General features: G+C 68.4%; 12 protein-coding genes. 6 read left to right on the plus strand and 6 right to left on the minus strand.

Annotated features, from left to right (window positions below):
- Positions 1-86 precede the first annotated feature (86 nt).
- Positions 87-2,117 carry a DUF2339 domain-containing protein gene (locus LX88_RS04985; RefSeq protein ID WP_258946643.1) on the plus strand — a complete coding sequence of 677 codons (2,031 nt, stop codon included), beginning with the start codon at positions 87-89 and terminating at the stop codon, positions 2,115-2,117.
- 122 nt (positions 2,118-2,239) lie between these two features.
- Positions 2,240-3,310, plus strand: a complete 1,071-nt coding sequence (locus LX88_RS04990; protein ID WP_258946644.1) for a YVTN family beta-propeller repeat protein — start codon at positions 2,240-2,242, stop codon at positions 3,308-3,310.
- Here LX88_RS04990 and LX88_RS04995 read toward each other — a convergent pair.
- Positions 3,250-5,364: an MMPL family transporter gene (locus LX88_RS04995; RefSeq protein WP_258946645.1), complete on the minus strand. Its 2,115-nt coding sequence runs from the start codon at positions 5,362-5,364 to the stop codon at positions 3,250-3,252. The two genes, LX88_RS04990 and LX88_RS04995, sit on opposite strands and share 61 nt — an antisense overlap.
- Before the next feature lie 112 nt (positions 5,365-5,476).
- Between LX88_RS04995 and LX88_RS05000 the strand changes: the two genes are divergently transcribed.
- Complete coding sequence (locus LX88_RS05000; RefSeq protein ID WP_258946646.1) at positions 5,477-6,184, plus strand: TetR/AcrR family transcriptional regulator; 708 nt, start codon at positions 5,477-5,479, stop codon at positions 6,182-6,184.
- Positions 6,185-6,248: 64 nt separating this feature from the next.
- Here LX88_RS05000 and LX88_RS05005 read toward each other — a convergent pair whose 3' ends face one another.
- Positions 6,249-7,109 (minus strand): SDR family oxidoreductase, encoded by an 861-nt coding sequence (locus LX88_RS05005; protein ID WP_258946647.1) that lies wholly within the window; start codon positions 7,107-7,109, stop codon positions 6,249-6,251.
- Positions 7,110-7,201: 92 nt separating this feature from the next.
- On the opposite strand from LX88_RS05005, the gene LX88_RS05010 reads away from it, so the two are divergent.
- Positions 7,202-7,816, plus strand: a complete 615-nt coding sequence (locus LX88_RS05010; RefSeq protein WP_258946648.1) for a TetR/AcrR family transcriptional regulator — start codon at positions 7,202-7,204, stop codon at positions 7,814-7,816.
- A 21-nt stretch (positions 7,817-7,837) separates the two neighbouring features.
- On the opposite strand, the gene leuS is transcribed toward LX88_RS05010, so the two are convergent.
- Positions 7,838-10,630, minus strand: coding sequence for a leucine--tRNA ligase (leuS, locus tag LX88_RS05015; RefSeq protein WP_258946649.1), 2,793 nt, complete (start codon positions 10,628-10,630; stop codon positions 7,838-7,840).
- 250 nt (positions 10,631-10,880) lie between these two features.
- On the opposite strand from leuS, the gene LX88_RS05020 reads away from it, so the two are divergent.
- Positions 10,881-11,285 (plus strand): SdpI family protein, encoded by a 405-nt coding sequence (locus LX88_RS05020; protein WP_258946650.1) that lies wholly within the window; start codon positions 10,881-10,883, stop codon positions 11,283-11,285.
- A gap of 18 nt (positions 11,286-11,303) precedes the next feature.
- Here the strand turns inward: LX88_RS05020 and LX88_RS05025 are convergent, their stop codons facing one another.
- Positions 11,304-11,882 carry a YqgE/AlgH family protein gene (locus LX88_RS05025; protein WP_090071978.1) on the minus strand — a complete coding sequence of 193 codons (579 nt, stop codon included), beginning with the start codon at positions 11,880-11,882 and terminating at the stop codon, positions 11,304-11,306.
- 238 nt (positions 11,883-12,120) lie between these two features.
- Here LX88_RS05025 and LX88_RS05030 point away from each other — a divergent pair, with 238 nt between their 5' ends.
- Positions 12,121-13,461, plus strand: a complete 1,341-nt coding sequence (locus LX88_RS05030) for an MFS transporter (RefSeq protein ID WP_258946651.1) — start codon at positions 12,121-12,123, stop codon at positions 13,459-13,461.
- Here LX88_RS05030 and LX88_RS05035 read toward each other — a convergent pair.
- Together LX88_RS05035 and LX88_RS05040 are read right to left on the minus strand one after the other, a co-directional pair.
- Entirely contained in the window at positions 13,390-13,659 is a 270-nt protein-coding gene (locus LX88_RS05035; RefSeq protein ID WP_258946652.1) for a helix-turn-helix domain-containing protein, read from the minus strand. The genes LX88_RS05030 and LX88_RS05035 overlap by 72 nt on opposite strands.
- An 81-nt stretch (positions 13,660-13,740) precedes the next feature.
- A complete protein-coding gene (locus LX88_RS05040) occupies positions 13,741-15,177 on the minus strand; it encodes a CCA tRNA nucleotidyltransferase (protein ID WP_258946653.1) in 1,437 nt (478 codons plus the stop codon).
- Positions 15,178-15,203 lie beyond the last annotated feature (26 nt).

The following is a 15,203-nucleotide window of genomic DNA, read 5'->3' on the forward strand; positions in this document are numbered from 1 at the left end:
TAGTTAATCGATTACACATGTATCTAGTCAAGCGGATGAGTAGGTGTACGGATGTAACTGGGCGTGCTCTGCCTCACCCTGATCACATGGACGGACAGGATCGCCTCGGAGACGAGCAGCGCCTCGCGCTGGAGCTCGCGGCCATCGGGCAGCGGCTGACGACGATCAGCACGGAGATGCGCGAGCGCTCCGCCTCGACCGCGACCGCGGTTCTCGAGGCACCCGAGGTGGCGCGGCCCGGCGAGGTGCCGCAGCCGCCGGCCACGACCGTCCCGACGCCACCGGCCGCCGTCTCGCAACCGCACGCGGGGCCCTTTCGTACTGACATGCAGTACGAAAGGGCCCCGCGTGACATGGCGGCGGCGCCGCAGCACGTTGCTGGCTCGGCTCAGGTGCCGCCGACTGCCGGGCAGCAGTTCCCTGGGCAGCAGCTTCCGCCGACTGCCGGGCAGCAGTTCCCACAGCCTCAGCAGGCGCGGTGGCCCCACCCCCAGCAACAACAGCAGCAGTGGCCCGCGCCGCAGCCGCGCGAGACCCTGTTCGAGAAGCTCGGCAAGGACGGCGCCGGCGCGAAGCTGCTGGCCTGGGTCGGTGGCGCGATCACCGTGCTCGGCTTCGTGATGCTGCTGGTCCTCGCCGTCCAGCGCGGCTGGCTCGGCCCGATGCCGCGCGTCATCGGCGGCGCGGTGTTCAGCGGCGCGCTGGTCGGCATCGGCATGTGGCTGCACCGCAACCCCGCCGGGCGCACCGGCGCGATGGCGCTGGCGTTCACCGGTTTCGCCGGGCTCTACCTCGACGTCCTCGCCGCCACGAGCCTGTACGGGTACCTGCCGGAGAGCGTGGGGCTCGTCGTCGGGCTGGCCGTCGCCGCGCTTGGTGTCGTGCTCGCGCTGAAGTGGGAGTCGCAGGCGCTCGCGGTCACCGTCGTCGCAGCCTGTGCCCTGTGCTCGCCGATCATCACCGAGGGCTTCACGGTCCTGCTCGTCGGCTTCCTGCTGGTGCTGAAGATGGCCAGCACGCCGGTCCAGATCAAGCGGAACTGGCCGGGCCTCGCCATCGCCGGTGGCTTCCCGCCGATCCTCGCCTCACTGCTCACCACCGCGAACGCCATCCCGCGCTCCTACGAGTGGACCGTGGTCGGCGTCGCGGCCGCCACGACCGTCGTCGGCATCGCGGTCGCGTTCCTGACGATCCGCAAGCGGCCCGACGACATCGTCGCCGTCGCGTTGATCGCGGGTTCGGCGCTGCCGGCCCTGTTCGCGACGACGCTGCTCGAGAACCCGGCCAACTCGATCCTCGCCGGTGTGGTCGCCGCCGTGCTGCTGGCGATCTGGATGGTCCCCGACCTGCCGCGCGGGTTCACCACGGCGGCCGGTGCGACGGGCATGCTCGCGTTGTTCCAGACCACGGTGATCGCGCTCGACGGCAACGTCCGCACGGCGATCGTGCTGGCGGAGGCGGTGCTCCTGGCCGTCCTCGCGGCGCGGCTGAACAAGAAGACCGCGCTCGCCGGGTCGATGGCGTTCGGCGTGCTCGGGTTCTTCATGACGATCGGGCAGGCCGTGCCGATCACGTGGCTCGTCGAGGAGCCGCGCTTCTTCAACGACGTCGGGCCCGGTGACTACGCGGCCGCCCTGGTGACGGCGGTCGTGCTGGGCGTCTTCGCCGCGATCCTGCCGTGGGCCGCGCTCAAGATGCAGGTGCTGCGCGAGCCGGCCAAGCACCCGTTCCCGTGGATCGTCTCCGGGCTCGTGCTGCTCTACGGCGCGGCGGGTGCGGTGCTGTGCGCGGCGCTGCTGATGTCGCCGGACGAGATCGGATTCCTCTTCGGGCACTCGATGGTCACGGTGTCGTGGACGATCGCCGCGTTGTTCCTGCTGGTCAAGGGGATCAACAACAAGGCGCTGCGGATCTCCGGCCTGATCCTCGTCGGTGCCGCGGTCGTGAAGCTGGTGCTGTTCGACCTCTCCGCGCTCGACGGCGTCGCCCGCGTGCTGGCGTTCCTCGGTGCCGGTCTGGTCCTGCTCACCGCCGGCACCCGTTACGCCAAACTGGTGACTTCGGCGAAAAATCCCGAGTCATATGAATCCAAACCAGTGGTTCCGCACTCCTACTGATGGGACGGCTGTCGTCCGCACCGCCGTCGCGGACGACAGCCGTACTACCTCCAGGCATAGATTTCACTCGGCCGAGTGACTGAAGTGGATCGAAAGCACCCGGAAGTGTTCCCATCGGCCGTATGGCAAAGCCACGCCTCGTGGCCGCGGTTATAGCGCTCTCAGCGGCCTTCGCGGCGACGGGTGTTCACCAAGGGCACGAGTACACGACCACTTCTTCCGCATCAGCGACACCGCTCGCGTACGTGGTGGGGAAGACCGGTCTCGTCCAGGTCGTGGACACCCGCAACGGTGCCGTTCTCGTGCAGGCCGACACCGGGGGCCGCGCGACGGGCGTCGCGGTGTCACCCGACGGGCGGCGGCTCTACGTGATCAACGGGTGGACCGGCGCGATCACCGTGGTAGACCCGGGCACCGGCGAGATCGTCGACCGGCTCTTCACCCAGGTCCAGCTGTCGCACGCGGTGATGCGCCCGGACGGCCGGCGGCTCTACGTCTCGGCCAGCGGCGGCGTCGCGGTGGTGAACCCGGAGAACTTCCAGATGGTCGCGGTGATCAAGGCCGGCGGGCAGCCGCAGGGCCTCGCCGTCCACCCGGACAACAAGATCCTCTACGTCGCGAACTCCCAGGACGGCACGGTCGGCCTGGTCGACACGGCGACGGCGTTCCAGACGTCGGCGGTGCAGGTGGGCGGACTGCCGCAGCACCTGGCGATCTCACCGGACGGCAAGCGCCTCTACGTGAGCAGCATGCGCCTCGGTGACCGGACGCCCGGCACGTTGTCGGTGATCGACACGACCACGAACCAGGTCGTCGGCACGGTCGGCGTCGGCAGGGGAGCGGGCAGCATCGCCGTCACCCCGGACGGCGCCACGGTCTACCTGACGCTGCCCAAGGAACGGTCGGTCCTGGTCGTCGACGCGGCGACGATGACGGTGCGCGAACGCTTGCGCATCGACTCGCCGAGCGTCGCCATCGCACCGGGTGACACGAGGGTCTTCCTCGCCACCGGCGCGACGACGACGGTCCTGGACAGCACGAACTCGGTGCTCACCACGTATCGGATGAAGCTGGACGAACTGGAGGCGAGGCCGCGCCTCTTCGACGCGGCCATGATCGCCTTCCCGCCCGGTCAGCCGACGGGGACCGGCTTGCGGACCTCGTCGTCGAGGTCGTCCACCGGCTCGTCGTGAAGCGCGAGCCGTTCCTGGATCTTCTTGAGCGGACCGGGTGACCACCACGCGGCGTTGCCGAGCAGCTTGAGCACGGCCGGGACGAGCAGCATGCGGACCACGGTGGCGTCGAGCGCCAGCGCGAGGATCATGCCGACACCGACGAACCGCATCATCGCGACCTGCGAGAACGCGAACGCGCCGGTCACCACGATCAGCAGCAGCGCGGCCGACGTGATCACCCGGCCGGTCTTGGCCAGACCGGTGGTCACCGCCTCCTCCGTCGTCGCGCCCTGACCGCGGGCCTCGACCATGCGGGAGAGCAGGAAGACCTCGTAGTCCGTCGACAGACCGAACACGATGGCCGCCATCAGCACGACGATGCCGGACTCCAGCGGGCCTGGCGTGACGCCCAGCAGGTCGGCGCCGTGACCGTCCTGGAAGATCCACACCAGCACGCCGAACGTCGCGGAGAGCGACAGCGCGCTCATGACCACGGCCTTGATCGGCAGCACGACCGAGCCGAACGCCAGGAACATCAGGATCAGCGTCGCGCCGACCAGCAGCGTGACCATCAACGGCAGGCCCTCCGCGATGGCGTCGAGCGAGTCGCTGACCACCGCGGTGTTGCCGCCGACGAGCACCTCGGCGCCGGCCGGGGCCTGCAGCGCGCGAACGTCCTTCAGCGCCTGCTTGGACTCCTCGCTCAGCGCGTCGTTCTCCAGCCCGGCCATCGCGGCCGTGACGCCCTTGTCCGCACCCGTCGGCTGGACCTCGCCGACGCCGGGCACGTCCTTGACCTTGCCCAGGTAAGCCTGGATCGCGGCCTCGTCACCGCCCTTGACGACGATCTTGAAACCGGTGTTGGAGAGCGCAGAGAAGTTCTGGTTGATGTTCTCGGTGGCGACGCGCACGGCGTTGCCCTCGGGCAGGACCTTCTCGGTGACCTGGCCGAACTGGACGCCGAGGAACGGCGAGCCGAGGGCCAGCAGCACGCCGACGATCGGCACGGCGATCAGCACGGGCCGCTTCATGACCTTGCCGCTGAGCTTGCGCCAGCCGCGTTCGCTGGGCTCCTTCTTGCGCCACGGCATCGCGAGCTTGTCGACCCGGTGGCCGAGCACGCCGAGCAATGCGGGCAGCAGCGTGACCGAGACCAGCGCCGCGATCGCGACCGACGACACACCGCCGTACGCGAGGGACTTCAGGAAGCCGTGGGGGAAGAGCAGCAGCCCGGCCAGCGCGATGACCAGCAGCGTCGCGCTGAACACGACGGTGCGGCCGGCGGACGCGACGGTGCGGGCGACGGCTTGTTCGGACGTGCGGCCCTGCGCGAGTTCCTCGCGGAACCGGCCGACCATGAACAGGCCGTAGTCGATCGCCATGCCCAGGCCGAGCAGGGAGGCGACGTTGACCGCGAACGAGTTGACCTCGGTGAAGAGGGCGACGCCGTGCAGCACGCCGAGCGAGCCCATGATCGCGAGACCGCCGACGACGACCGGCAGGGACGCCGCCACGAGACCACCGAAGATGATCACGAGCAGCAGCAGGACCAGCGGCAGCGAGAACATCTCGGCGCGCGTCAGGTCGTCCTGCGACATGTCGTTGATGGCCTTCTGGGTGGGCACGAGCCCGCCGACCTGCTCGGTGAAGCCGTCGATCTTCAACTGCGGCTGGACGTCCTGGAACTGCTTGATCTGCTCGTTCGAGTCACCGCTGCTCAGCGTGATCGCGACGAGAGCCTGCTGCTGGTCGTCCGACGGCACCGGCCCGACGGCCTTGAGCACGTCGTCCTTGGGGAAGCCGCTGATGTGGCCGGCGACCTTCTTCAGCTCGAGCGGGTTCGCGAAATCGCCGCGATAAATGACGATCACGTCACCGTTCTGCCGCCCGAACGCCTCCTCGGCTACCTTGTCGGCCCGCGCCGCCTCACTGGAGGGAGCCTCGTACCCACCCTGGCTGAGCTTGTCGAACACGCCGATGCCCCACACACCGCCGACGACCGCGAGCAGTACGGTCGCGATCAACACCACCCACCGGCGGCGATAAGCGATGGATCCCCACTTCGCGAACATCGACGACGGCCTCCTGGGTTACCGTGCTGTTAATACCGTGAACTCTTGTAAACACCGTTCACTGAAACCGTACGGGTCCATGGACGGGGTCTACAACCCGATGGAGTGACATATGACCGAGGCCACTCGCCGAGAACGGCTCCGCGCCGAGACCGAGCGTGAGATTCGGCAGGCGGCCCGCGCCCTCTTGGTGGAAAGCGGCCGCGACGCGGTTACCCTGCGTGCGATTGCACGTAAACTCGGCATCACCGCGCCGGCTCTCTACCGCTACTACGACTCGCACGACGCGCTCTTGCGCCAGCTCTGCGACGACATCTGCGCGGACATGGCGGCGGCGCTCTACGCGGACCTCGCCGCGGACACGTCAGGCGAGGTGGGATGCCAGGTCAGGGCGGTGTGCCACGCCTTCCGCCGCTGGGCACTGGCCCACCCGCAGGAGTTCGCGCTGGTCTTCGCCTCGCCGCGCGACCCGATCGGAGCCGACCAGTTCGGCTCGGTGTTCCTGCAGCTCGCGGGGCAGCTGATCGCGTCGAACCTGGTCGCCACCCACTCGGACGACGAGGTGCCCGAGGTGCTGCACGAGGACCTGGTGGCGTTCCAGCAGGTGCTGGTGGACGCGGTGTCGGAGCACGGTGTGACGCTCGACGACGGCGTCCTGAACCTGGGCAAGATCTACCACGTCGTCCAGTCGTGGGTGCGGTTGTACGGGCACGTGGCGCTGGAGGTGTTCGGGCGGTTCCCGTTCGCGGTGAGCAACCCGGAGCCGATGTTCGACAGCATGCTCGACCAGATGCTGACGGACATCGGCTTCAGTGCCTGATTTTAACCGCTGAGCAGTGAGTTCTTGTCTGCAAGTCGGCCTTCGGCTGACTTGCAGACAAAACTCAGGCCACGGAGTCGCGCACGTAGTCGCGCAACGTGCGCGGCGCGTGCCCGAGCAGCTTCGTCATGGTCGCGACCTCGGCCTCGGTCGTGGGGATCGGCGCCGCGCTGAGCAGCTCGAAGCTGCGGATCCAGTCCACCAGCTTCTGGCCCGACAGCCTGCGTTCGAACGCCCTGCGCCATTCCGGGTCGCCACCGGTGTAGACGACAGGCCGGCCGAGCTCCTCCGCCCAGACCTGCGCCGACTGCTCGCCGTTCAACGACTCGGGACCCACGAGCTGGTAGGAGCCGGCCGCGAAGCTCACGTCGACCAGCGCGTCGGTGAGCACCTCGGCCGCGTCGCGCAGGTCGATCCGGTTGACCCCGCCGGGGTGCAGGGGCGTCGGGAACGTCCCCGCCTCGATGTCCGCGCGGAAGACCTCGTCGTTCTGGGCGAAGTTGGTGATGCTGACCATCGCGGGCCTGGTGTCGGTGCTCGCGAGGAACGCCGCCAGCTTCAGCTTCGGCACGTAGGCCGGGATCGCGCGGCCCGCCGCCTCGCGCGCGTCGTCGTCCTCGATGTGGAAGCCGCCGAACACCAGGCGTGCACCGGCTCGTTCGGCCTCCTGCCCGAAGATCGTCGCGATCTCGACCTCGTTGGTCTCGTGCGGCGACACGTAGAACGCCGAGTCGACGCCCCTCAGCGCGCCGGCCACGGCCTCGCGGTCGGCCAGGTCTCCTTGGACCACCTCGACCGTGTCGGGCAGGTTCGCCCGCTCCTTGTTGCGCACCAACGCGCGCACGTCCGCGCCTCGGCGCACAGCCTCCGCGAGCACCAGGCCGCCCACGGTGCCGGTCGCTCCGATGACCAGTGTCTTCGTCATCTCGAATCCCCTCGTTGACTTTGAGTCAATGACTCTTAATCAAGAACTACTCCTTCACTGACTCGGAGTCAACGAGCTGTTAGCGTGGTGACATGACCCGTGCCGCCACCGCAGCCGCCACCAAGGAGAAAGTCCTGGCAGCGGCCCGAGAGCTGTTCATCACGTCGAAGTACGACGAGGTGAAGGCAGCCGACGTCGCCCGAGCGGCCGGAGTCGCGCACGGGTTGGTGTTCCACCACTTCGGCAGCAAGCAGGGGCTCTACAGCGAGGTGCTGTGCTCGATCGGGCGCGAGGTGCTGGACCTGCACGTCGACGACCCGGACGTGCCGTTGGGAAAGCGGATCCGCCGGTCGCACGCCGCGCACCTGACGTACCTGGCGGCGCATCGCGACCTGGCGCTCAACCTCGTGCTGCGGCCGTGGGGCGCGGAGGAGCCGTTCGACGCCGTGCGGGACGACGGCAACCGGAAGCTGTGCGAGAACCTCGGGCTGGACTTCGAACGGCCGGCGGTGCGGGCCACGCTGCGGATGTACACGACAGCGGCCGACCAGCTGGCACGCGACTACCTGCTCGGTGAGCACCCGTTCGACGTGGACTTGGTCGTGGAGATGCTCATGGCGGTGCTCGCGGGGGCGTTGCGGGCGGCTCGAGTGGCCGACCCGTCGCTGGAGGTCGAGCAGGTGCTGGAAGAGCTGGCGCGGCCGTAGCCACGCCAGCTCTTCTCGGCGCTACAGAACGATGTTCACCAGACGGCCGGGAACGACGATCACCTTGCGCGGCTCGCCACCGGCGACCAGCTCGGCGATCTTCTCCTCCGCCAGTGCGGCGGCCTTGATCTCGTCCTGCGACGCGGACGCCGAGACGACGACCCGCGAGCGGACCTTGCCGTTGACCTGGATCGGGTACTCGACGGTGTCCTCGACCAGGTACTGCTCGTCGGCCTTCGGGAACGGGCCGTGCGCCAGCGAGCCGTCGTTGCCCAGCTTCGCCCACAGCTCCTCGGCCACGTGCGGGGCCTGCGGGGCCAGCATCAGCACCAGGGCCTCGGCCAGCGGGCGGGGCGTGCCGGACGAGTAGTGCTTGGTGACGTAGTTGTTCAGCTCGATCAGCTTCGCGCCCGCCGTGTTGTAGCGCAGGTTCGCGTAGTCGTCGTGCACGCCCGCGATCGTCTTGTGCAGCAGCCGCAACGCCTCGATGGACGGCTCTTCGTCCGTGACGCGCAGCGAACCGTCGGTCTCGTCGACCAGGTTGCGCCACAGGCGCTGCATGAACCGCTGCGCACCCACGACGTCCTTCGTCGCCCACGGCCGTGACACGTCCATCGGACCCATGGACATCTCGTAGAACCGGAAGGTGTCGGCGCCGTACCGTTCGCACATCTCGTCCGGCGTGACGACGTTCTTCAGGCTCTTGCCCATCTTCCCGTACTCACGAGTGACTTCCTCGCCGTTGTACAGGTACCTGCCGTCGGCCTCGACGACCTCGTCCGCGGGCACGTGCACGCCACGCGGGTCGCGGTAGGCGTACGCCTGGATGTAGCCCTGGTTGAACAGGCGGCGGTACGGCTCGTCGCCGGACAGGTGGCCCAGGTCGAACAGGACCTTCTGCCAGAAGCGCGAGTACAGCAGGTGCAGCACCGCGTGCTCGACGCCGCCGATGTACAGGTCGACGCCACCGGGGTCGGTCGGGCCGTGCTCGGCCGTGCGCGGGCCCAGCCAGTACCGCTCGTTCTCCGGGTCGACGAACCGCTCGGTCTCGACCGGGTCGACGTAGCGCAGCTGGTACCAGCACGAACCCGCCCAGTTCGGCATCGTGTTCGTGTCGCGGCGGTACGTCTTCGGGCCGTCGCCCAGATCCAGCTCGACCGTCGTCCACTCGGTCGCGCGCGACAGCGGCGGCGACGGCTCGGTGTCCGCGTCCTCCGGTTCGAAGGTGCGCGGCGAGTAGTCGTCGACCTCGGGCAGCTCGATCGGCAGCATCGACTCGGGCAGCGCGATGGCGGTGCCGGCCTCGTCGTAGACGACCGGGAACGGCTCGCCCCAGTAGCGCTGGCGGCTGAACAGCCAGTCGCGCAGCTTGAACTGGACGGTGCCGTAACCGTGGCCGTTCTCCTCCAGCCAGCCGATCATCGTCTTCTTGGCGTCGTCGATCGCCATGCCGTCCAGGCTGAGCCCATTTTCTTGGCGAGAGTTCACCGCCGGCCCGTCGCCGGTGTAGGCCTCGCCCTCGAAGCCCTCCGACGGCTGGACCGTGCGGATGATCGGCAGGTCGAACTTCTTCGCGAAGTCCCAGTCGCGCTGGTCCTGGCCGGGCACGGCCATGATCGCGCCGGTGCCGTAGCCCATCAGCACGTAGTCGGCGATGTAGACGGGGATTTCCTTGCCGTTCACCGGGTTCGTGGCGTACGCCCCGATGAAGACGCCGGTCTTCTCCTTGTTCTCCTGACGGTCCAGTTCGGACTTCAGGGACGCGGCGCGCCGGTACGCGGCGATGTCTGCCACGCGATCGGGCGCCGCAATCTGGTCCACCAGCTCGTGTTCCGGTGCCAGGACCATGTAGGTCGCGCCGAACAACGTGTCCGGCCGGGTCGTGAAGACCTCAATGTTCTCGTCTCCCACCGCGAATCGGACTCGGGCGCCATGCGAGCGCCCGATCCAGTTGCGCTGCATGGCCTTGACCTTGTCCGGCCAGTCCAGCCGGTCCAAGTCGTCGATCAGCCGGTCCGAGTACGCGGTGATGCGCATCATCCACTGGCGCAGGCTTTTCCTGAACACCGGGAAGTTGCCACGCTCACTGCGACCGTCCGCGGTGACCTCTTCGTTCGCCAAGACAGTACCCAGTCCGGGACACCAGTTGACGGGCGCCTCCGACATGTAGGCCAGGCGGAATTCGCCCAAGATCCTTTGCTGGTCGGCAAAAGACAGCTCAGACCACGTGCGGCCACCCTCGACGTCGCGCTCACCAGACTCGAACTGCGAGATCAACTCGGCGATCGGACGAGCCTTGCGGGCGTCCGGGTCGTACCAGGAGTTGAAGATCTGCAGGAAGATCCACTGGGTCCACTTGTAGTACTCGGGGTCGATCGTCGAGATGCGACGACGCTCGTCGTGACCCAGCCCCAGCCTGCGGATCTGGCGCAGGTAGGTGTTGATGTTGTCCTCAGTGGTCTTGCGGGGGTGCTGACCCGTCTGCACCGCGTACTGCTCCGCGGGCAGGCCGAACGCGTCGAACCCCATGGTGTGCAGCACGTTGCGGCCGTTCATGCGGTGGTACCGCGCGAAGACGTCCGTGCCGATGAAGCCCAGCGGGTGGCCGACGTGCAGCCCGGCGCCACTCGGGTACGGGAACATGTCCTGCACGAACAGCTTGTCGGCGGGCACGTCACCCTTGAGCGCGCCAACGGGGTTGGGCGCGTGGTAGGTGCCGTGGTTCTCCCAGTACCGCTGCCACCGCTCCTCGATCTGGTTCGCCAGCTCGGCGGTGTAGCGGTAGGCGGGAATCTCCGCCGCGTCCGTGCTCATTTCAAGGTCCCTCTCACGTCTGTTCCTGCCCCTGACATGACGAAACCCCCCAGCCCAGACGGGCATGGAGGGTGGCCGCGCCGACCGTCTTCCGATCAGGTCGTCGCGGCTAGATAAGGAGCAGGCGGGCCGTGCTCATGCCCTCAACGGTATCAGCGCAGCGCAAGCACGATGAACCGGGCGGTGGCCTGCGGCACATCAGACCGGGGTGAGCGAGAGGGGAACCGCGGTCCCGTCTTACCCTCATGGGGTGAACATCGTGCTGTCGGTCGTCCTGGGTGTGCTCGGCGTCGCTCTCGGCGCGGTCGGTCTGCTGGGTCTGCAGGGCAAGCTGCGCCGCAACCGCTTCGTCGGCGTGCGCACGGCCGCCGCCCTGCGCGACGAGGAGACGTTCGCGCTGGCCAACCGCGTCGCCGGCGTGCCCAACGTCGCCGCAGGTGTCGTCGCCGTCGTGTCCGGCGCCATGGCGTTCGTGATGGCCGACCTGGCGGTGACCGCCGGGATCATCGGACTGGTCGGCGCGCTGACGATCGCCCTCGCCGGTGGCGTGATGGGCAGCCGGGCGGCGGCGCTCGTGCCGGAGCCGGTCAAGCCCAAGGGTTGTGGCGGCTGCGCCTGCGGTGGCGGCGGCTGCTCCCCGCTCGCCGGGCTGTAACCCGACGTTTCACGTGAATCAGTTGTCTCGGACGTCCTTCGGGTAGGTCGACAGCAGCGCCAGCGGCATGCCCTGCCGGCGCAGCACCCTGCCCCACAGGTCGACCTTCGCGCCGGCCAGCACGTCGTCGGCCAGTCCGGTCACGACGATCCAGTCGCCGCGGTCGATCTCGCCCTGCAACTGGCCCTCGCCCCAGCCCGCGTAGCCCGCGAACACCCGCAGGCCGCGCACCAGCGGCATCAGATCGTCCGGTTCGGCGTCGAGGTCGACCAGGGCTACCGGGCCCTGCACGCTGACCAGCCCCTCCACGGTGGCGGGGTCGGTGCCCGCCTTCAACGCTGCCAGGCACAACGCCGTCTTCTGTTCCACCGGACCGCCTATGTAGATGCACTGCGGCTTCGTGACCTGTGAACCCCACGGCGGCAGCACGTCATGCACCGCCACGTCGGAGGGGCGGTTCAGCACGACACCGAGGGTCCCCTCTGGACGTTGATCGATGATGTAGACGACGGTGCGTTTGAAGTTCGGGTCGTTCAGGCTCGGAGCGGCAACCAACAGGGAGCCTGGCTCGACTTCGACTTCGTCATCGGGACGCACGTCACCATGAAATCACCCGTGATCGCCGGAACAACTCAGGCCCGCGTCCCGTTAGACTGAGGTGTCGGATGTCTTTGTGTCCCCCGGGCTCAACAGACAACCGCCTTCGCGGAATACCGTTCGGCTGGAGCCGCGTAGTGCGCCGCGCCGTGAGGCGACCTGGCATCCGGCACCAGGGGAGCCGGACCGCGAGGTCCGGCTTTCGTGGTTTTCACCACGACGCGCATAGAGTGCAACGGTGACAACGCTTGCGGTGGAGAAACACCACTGGGGATCACGCCGGTTCCTCGGCATCCCCGCCTACCGCAGACTTCTCGCCACTCGTCTCGCCTCCCAGTGGGGTGACGGGCTCTTCCAGGCCGGGCTCGCCGGTGCCGTGCTGTTCAACCCCGAGCGCCAGGCCGATCCCGCGGCGATCGCGGCGGGGTTCGCGGTGTTGCTGCTGCCGTACTCGCTGATCGGACCGTTCACGGGTGCGTTGCTCGACCGGTGGGACCGCAAGAAGGTCATCGTCGTCGCGAACGTCGTGCGGGCCGTGTTCGTCCTGCTCACGGCGTTGGCCGTCGGCGCAGGGCTGAGCGGGCTGCCTCTCTACGTCTCCGCGCTCGTCGTCATGGGCATCGGCAGATTTGTCGGGTCCGGTCTGAGCGCGTCACTGCCGCACGTCGTCGACGAAGATCACCTGGTCGAGGCGAACGCGCTGACCACGACGGCCGGTGCTGTCATGGCCGTCGTCGGCGCCGCCTGCGCGATCGGGTTCCGCTCGCTGCTCGGCGCGGGGGACGGCGGTTCGGGTTGGACCACCAGCATCGCCGTGGTCGGGTTGCTGCTCAGCGCGTTCATCGCCAGCCGGTTCAAGGCGGGTGTGCTCGGACCGGACGAGGTCGACGAGCCGAACAACGCCATGACGGCCGTGGCCCGCGGGCTGCTGGACGGCGCGAAGGCCACCTGGCGCACGCCGAGCGTCACGGCCGGGCTGGCCGCGCTGCTCGCGCACCGGGCGGCGTTCGGCATGAGCCTGATGATCACGCTGCTGCTGATGCGCTACAGCCTGGAGGACGTCGGCATCCTCAAGGCGGGCATCGGCGGGCTCGGCGAGGTCGCGGTCGCCGGCGGCGCCGGTGTGCTGCTCGCCGGGATCCTGACGGACCGCATCGTCGACAGGTTCGGGGTCAAGCGCACGATCTGCGGCGCGTTGCTGCTCACGGCCTCGGCCCAGGTCGGGCTGGGGCTGCCGATGACGCTGCCGTCCATCCTGCTGGCCAGCTTCGTGATCATCTTCGCCGGTCAGATCGTCAAGCTCTGCGTGGACACCGCGGTGCAGCACGACGTCGGCGACGAGGTGCGCGGGCGCGTGTTCGCCCTCTACGACACCCTCTTCAACATCGCGCAGGTCACCGCGGTGTCGATCACGGCGATGGTGGTCCCCCTGGACGGGCGCTCGCCCGGCCTCCTCCTCGTCGCCGCGAGCCTCTACCTGGTCGGGCTCGGCGCCTACCTGCTCCTGTCAGCGCGGAAACGGCAGGTGCAGCATCCCGGCCTCGTGCGCGAAGACGACAGCCGCCACTCGATCGGTTAGGTCCAGGCGCCGCAGGATGTCGGCCACCTCGTCGGCCACCCGCTGTTGCCCGATGCCGAGCACGCGCGCGATCTCGTGGTCGGCGTGGCCGCGCGCGAGACACCTCAGCACGGCTCGTTGATCGTCGGTCAGAACGTCCAGGTCTCGTACGGCAGGACCTGTGGAAAGCCCCCAAGCGAACATCTGCACCACCCCCATGCGCCCCCCTGGCGCACTGACCATGGTGCATCCCCGCGCTGACACTTCGCTAACGCGGGGATTCCATTCGCTCACAATGCGTCACGGGGCGGGTGGCGTGATCCCCTGCTCGCGCGCCCAGTCGAGCAGCGCCGCCTCGGCTTCGTCGCGGTCCAGCGGCCCGCGGTCGAGCCTGAGCTCCTTGAGGAACTTCCACGCGGCGCCGACCTCGCGGCCCGGCGGCAGGCCGAGCAGCTTCATGATCTCGTTGCCGTCGAGGTCCGGACGCACGCGCGCGAGGTCTTCCTCGGCCGCGATGCGGGCGATGCGTTCCTCAAGGGAGTCGTAGGTGTTGCGCAGCAGGTTCGCCTTGCGCCTGTTCCGGGTCGTGCAGTCGGCACGGACGAGCTTGTGCAACCGCGTCAGCAGATCACCGGCGTCCGTCACATACCGGCGCACGGCCGAGTCGGTCCACTCGCCGTTGCCGTACCCGTGGAAACGGAGGTGCAGGTAGACGAGCTTCGCGACGTCCTCGGTGATCTCCTTCGAGTACCGCAACGCGCGCAAGCGCTTGCGCACCATCTTCGCGCCCACGACCTCGTGGTGGTGGAACGAGACGCCGCCGCCCGGCTCGAACTTCCGCGTCGCCGGCTTGCCGATGTCGTGCAGGAGCGCGGCGATCCTCAGCACCAGATCGGGTGATTGATCAACTTCTTCAAGATCGATTGCCTGCTCCAGCACAACCAGCGAGTGGTCGAAGACGTCCTTGTGCTGATGATGTTCGTCGATCTCCAGCTTCATGGCCGTGAGCTCGGGCAGCACGACGTCGGCCAGCCCGGTCTCCACCATGAGCTCGATGCCGCGGCGCGGGTGCGCGCCGCACAGGAGCTTCGAGAGCTCCACCTGCACGCGCTCCGGCGTGATGCGGGTGAGCTGGCCTGCCATCGACCGCATCGCCTCGATCACCCGAGGCGCGGGCTTGAAGCCGAGCTGGGAGACGAACCGGGCGGCACGCAGCATGCGCAGCGGGTCGTCGCCGAACGACTCCTGCGGGGTCGCCGGGGTGTCCAGCACACCGTCGCGCGCCGCCTGCAGACCGCCGGTCGGGTCCACGAACTCGCTCGCGGCGATGTCGTACGCCATCGCGTTGACCGTGAAGTCGCGCCGGACCAGGTCACCGTCGATGGAATCGCCGAAGGTCACCTCGGGGTTGCGGGTCACGCCGTCGTAGACGTCCGCGCGGAAGGTCGTGATCTCGATGATCTCGCCCTTCTTCGACGCGCCGACCGTCCCGAAGGCGATGCCGGTGTCCCACTGCGCGTCGGACCAGCCGCTCAGCAGCTTCTGGATTTCCGCAGGTCGCGCGTCGGTGGTGAAGTCGAAGTCGTTCGTCGGGCGCCCCAGCACGGCGTCGCGCACACTTCCACCGACGAGGTAGAGGCGCTTGCCGCCGGCAGCGAACCGAGCGGCGAGTTCGGCGACGACAGGTGTGATGGCGGGTGGTTCCACCACCGCATTCTGCTGGAGCGATCGAGACACGAGAAACCAGCGTACTCAAGGTTCGT

The sequence above is a fragment of the Lentzea californiensis genome, assembly GCF_024648825.1.
In the GTDB taxonomy this organism is placed as follows: domain Bacteria; phylum Actinomycetota; class Actinomycetes; order Mycobacteriales; family Pseudonocardiaceae; genus Lentzea; species Lentzea californiensis.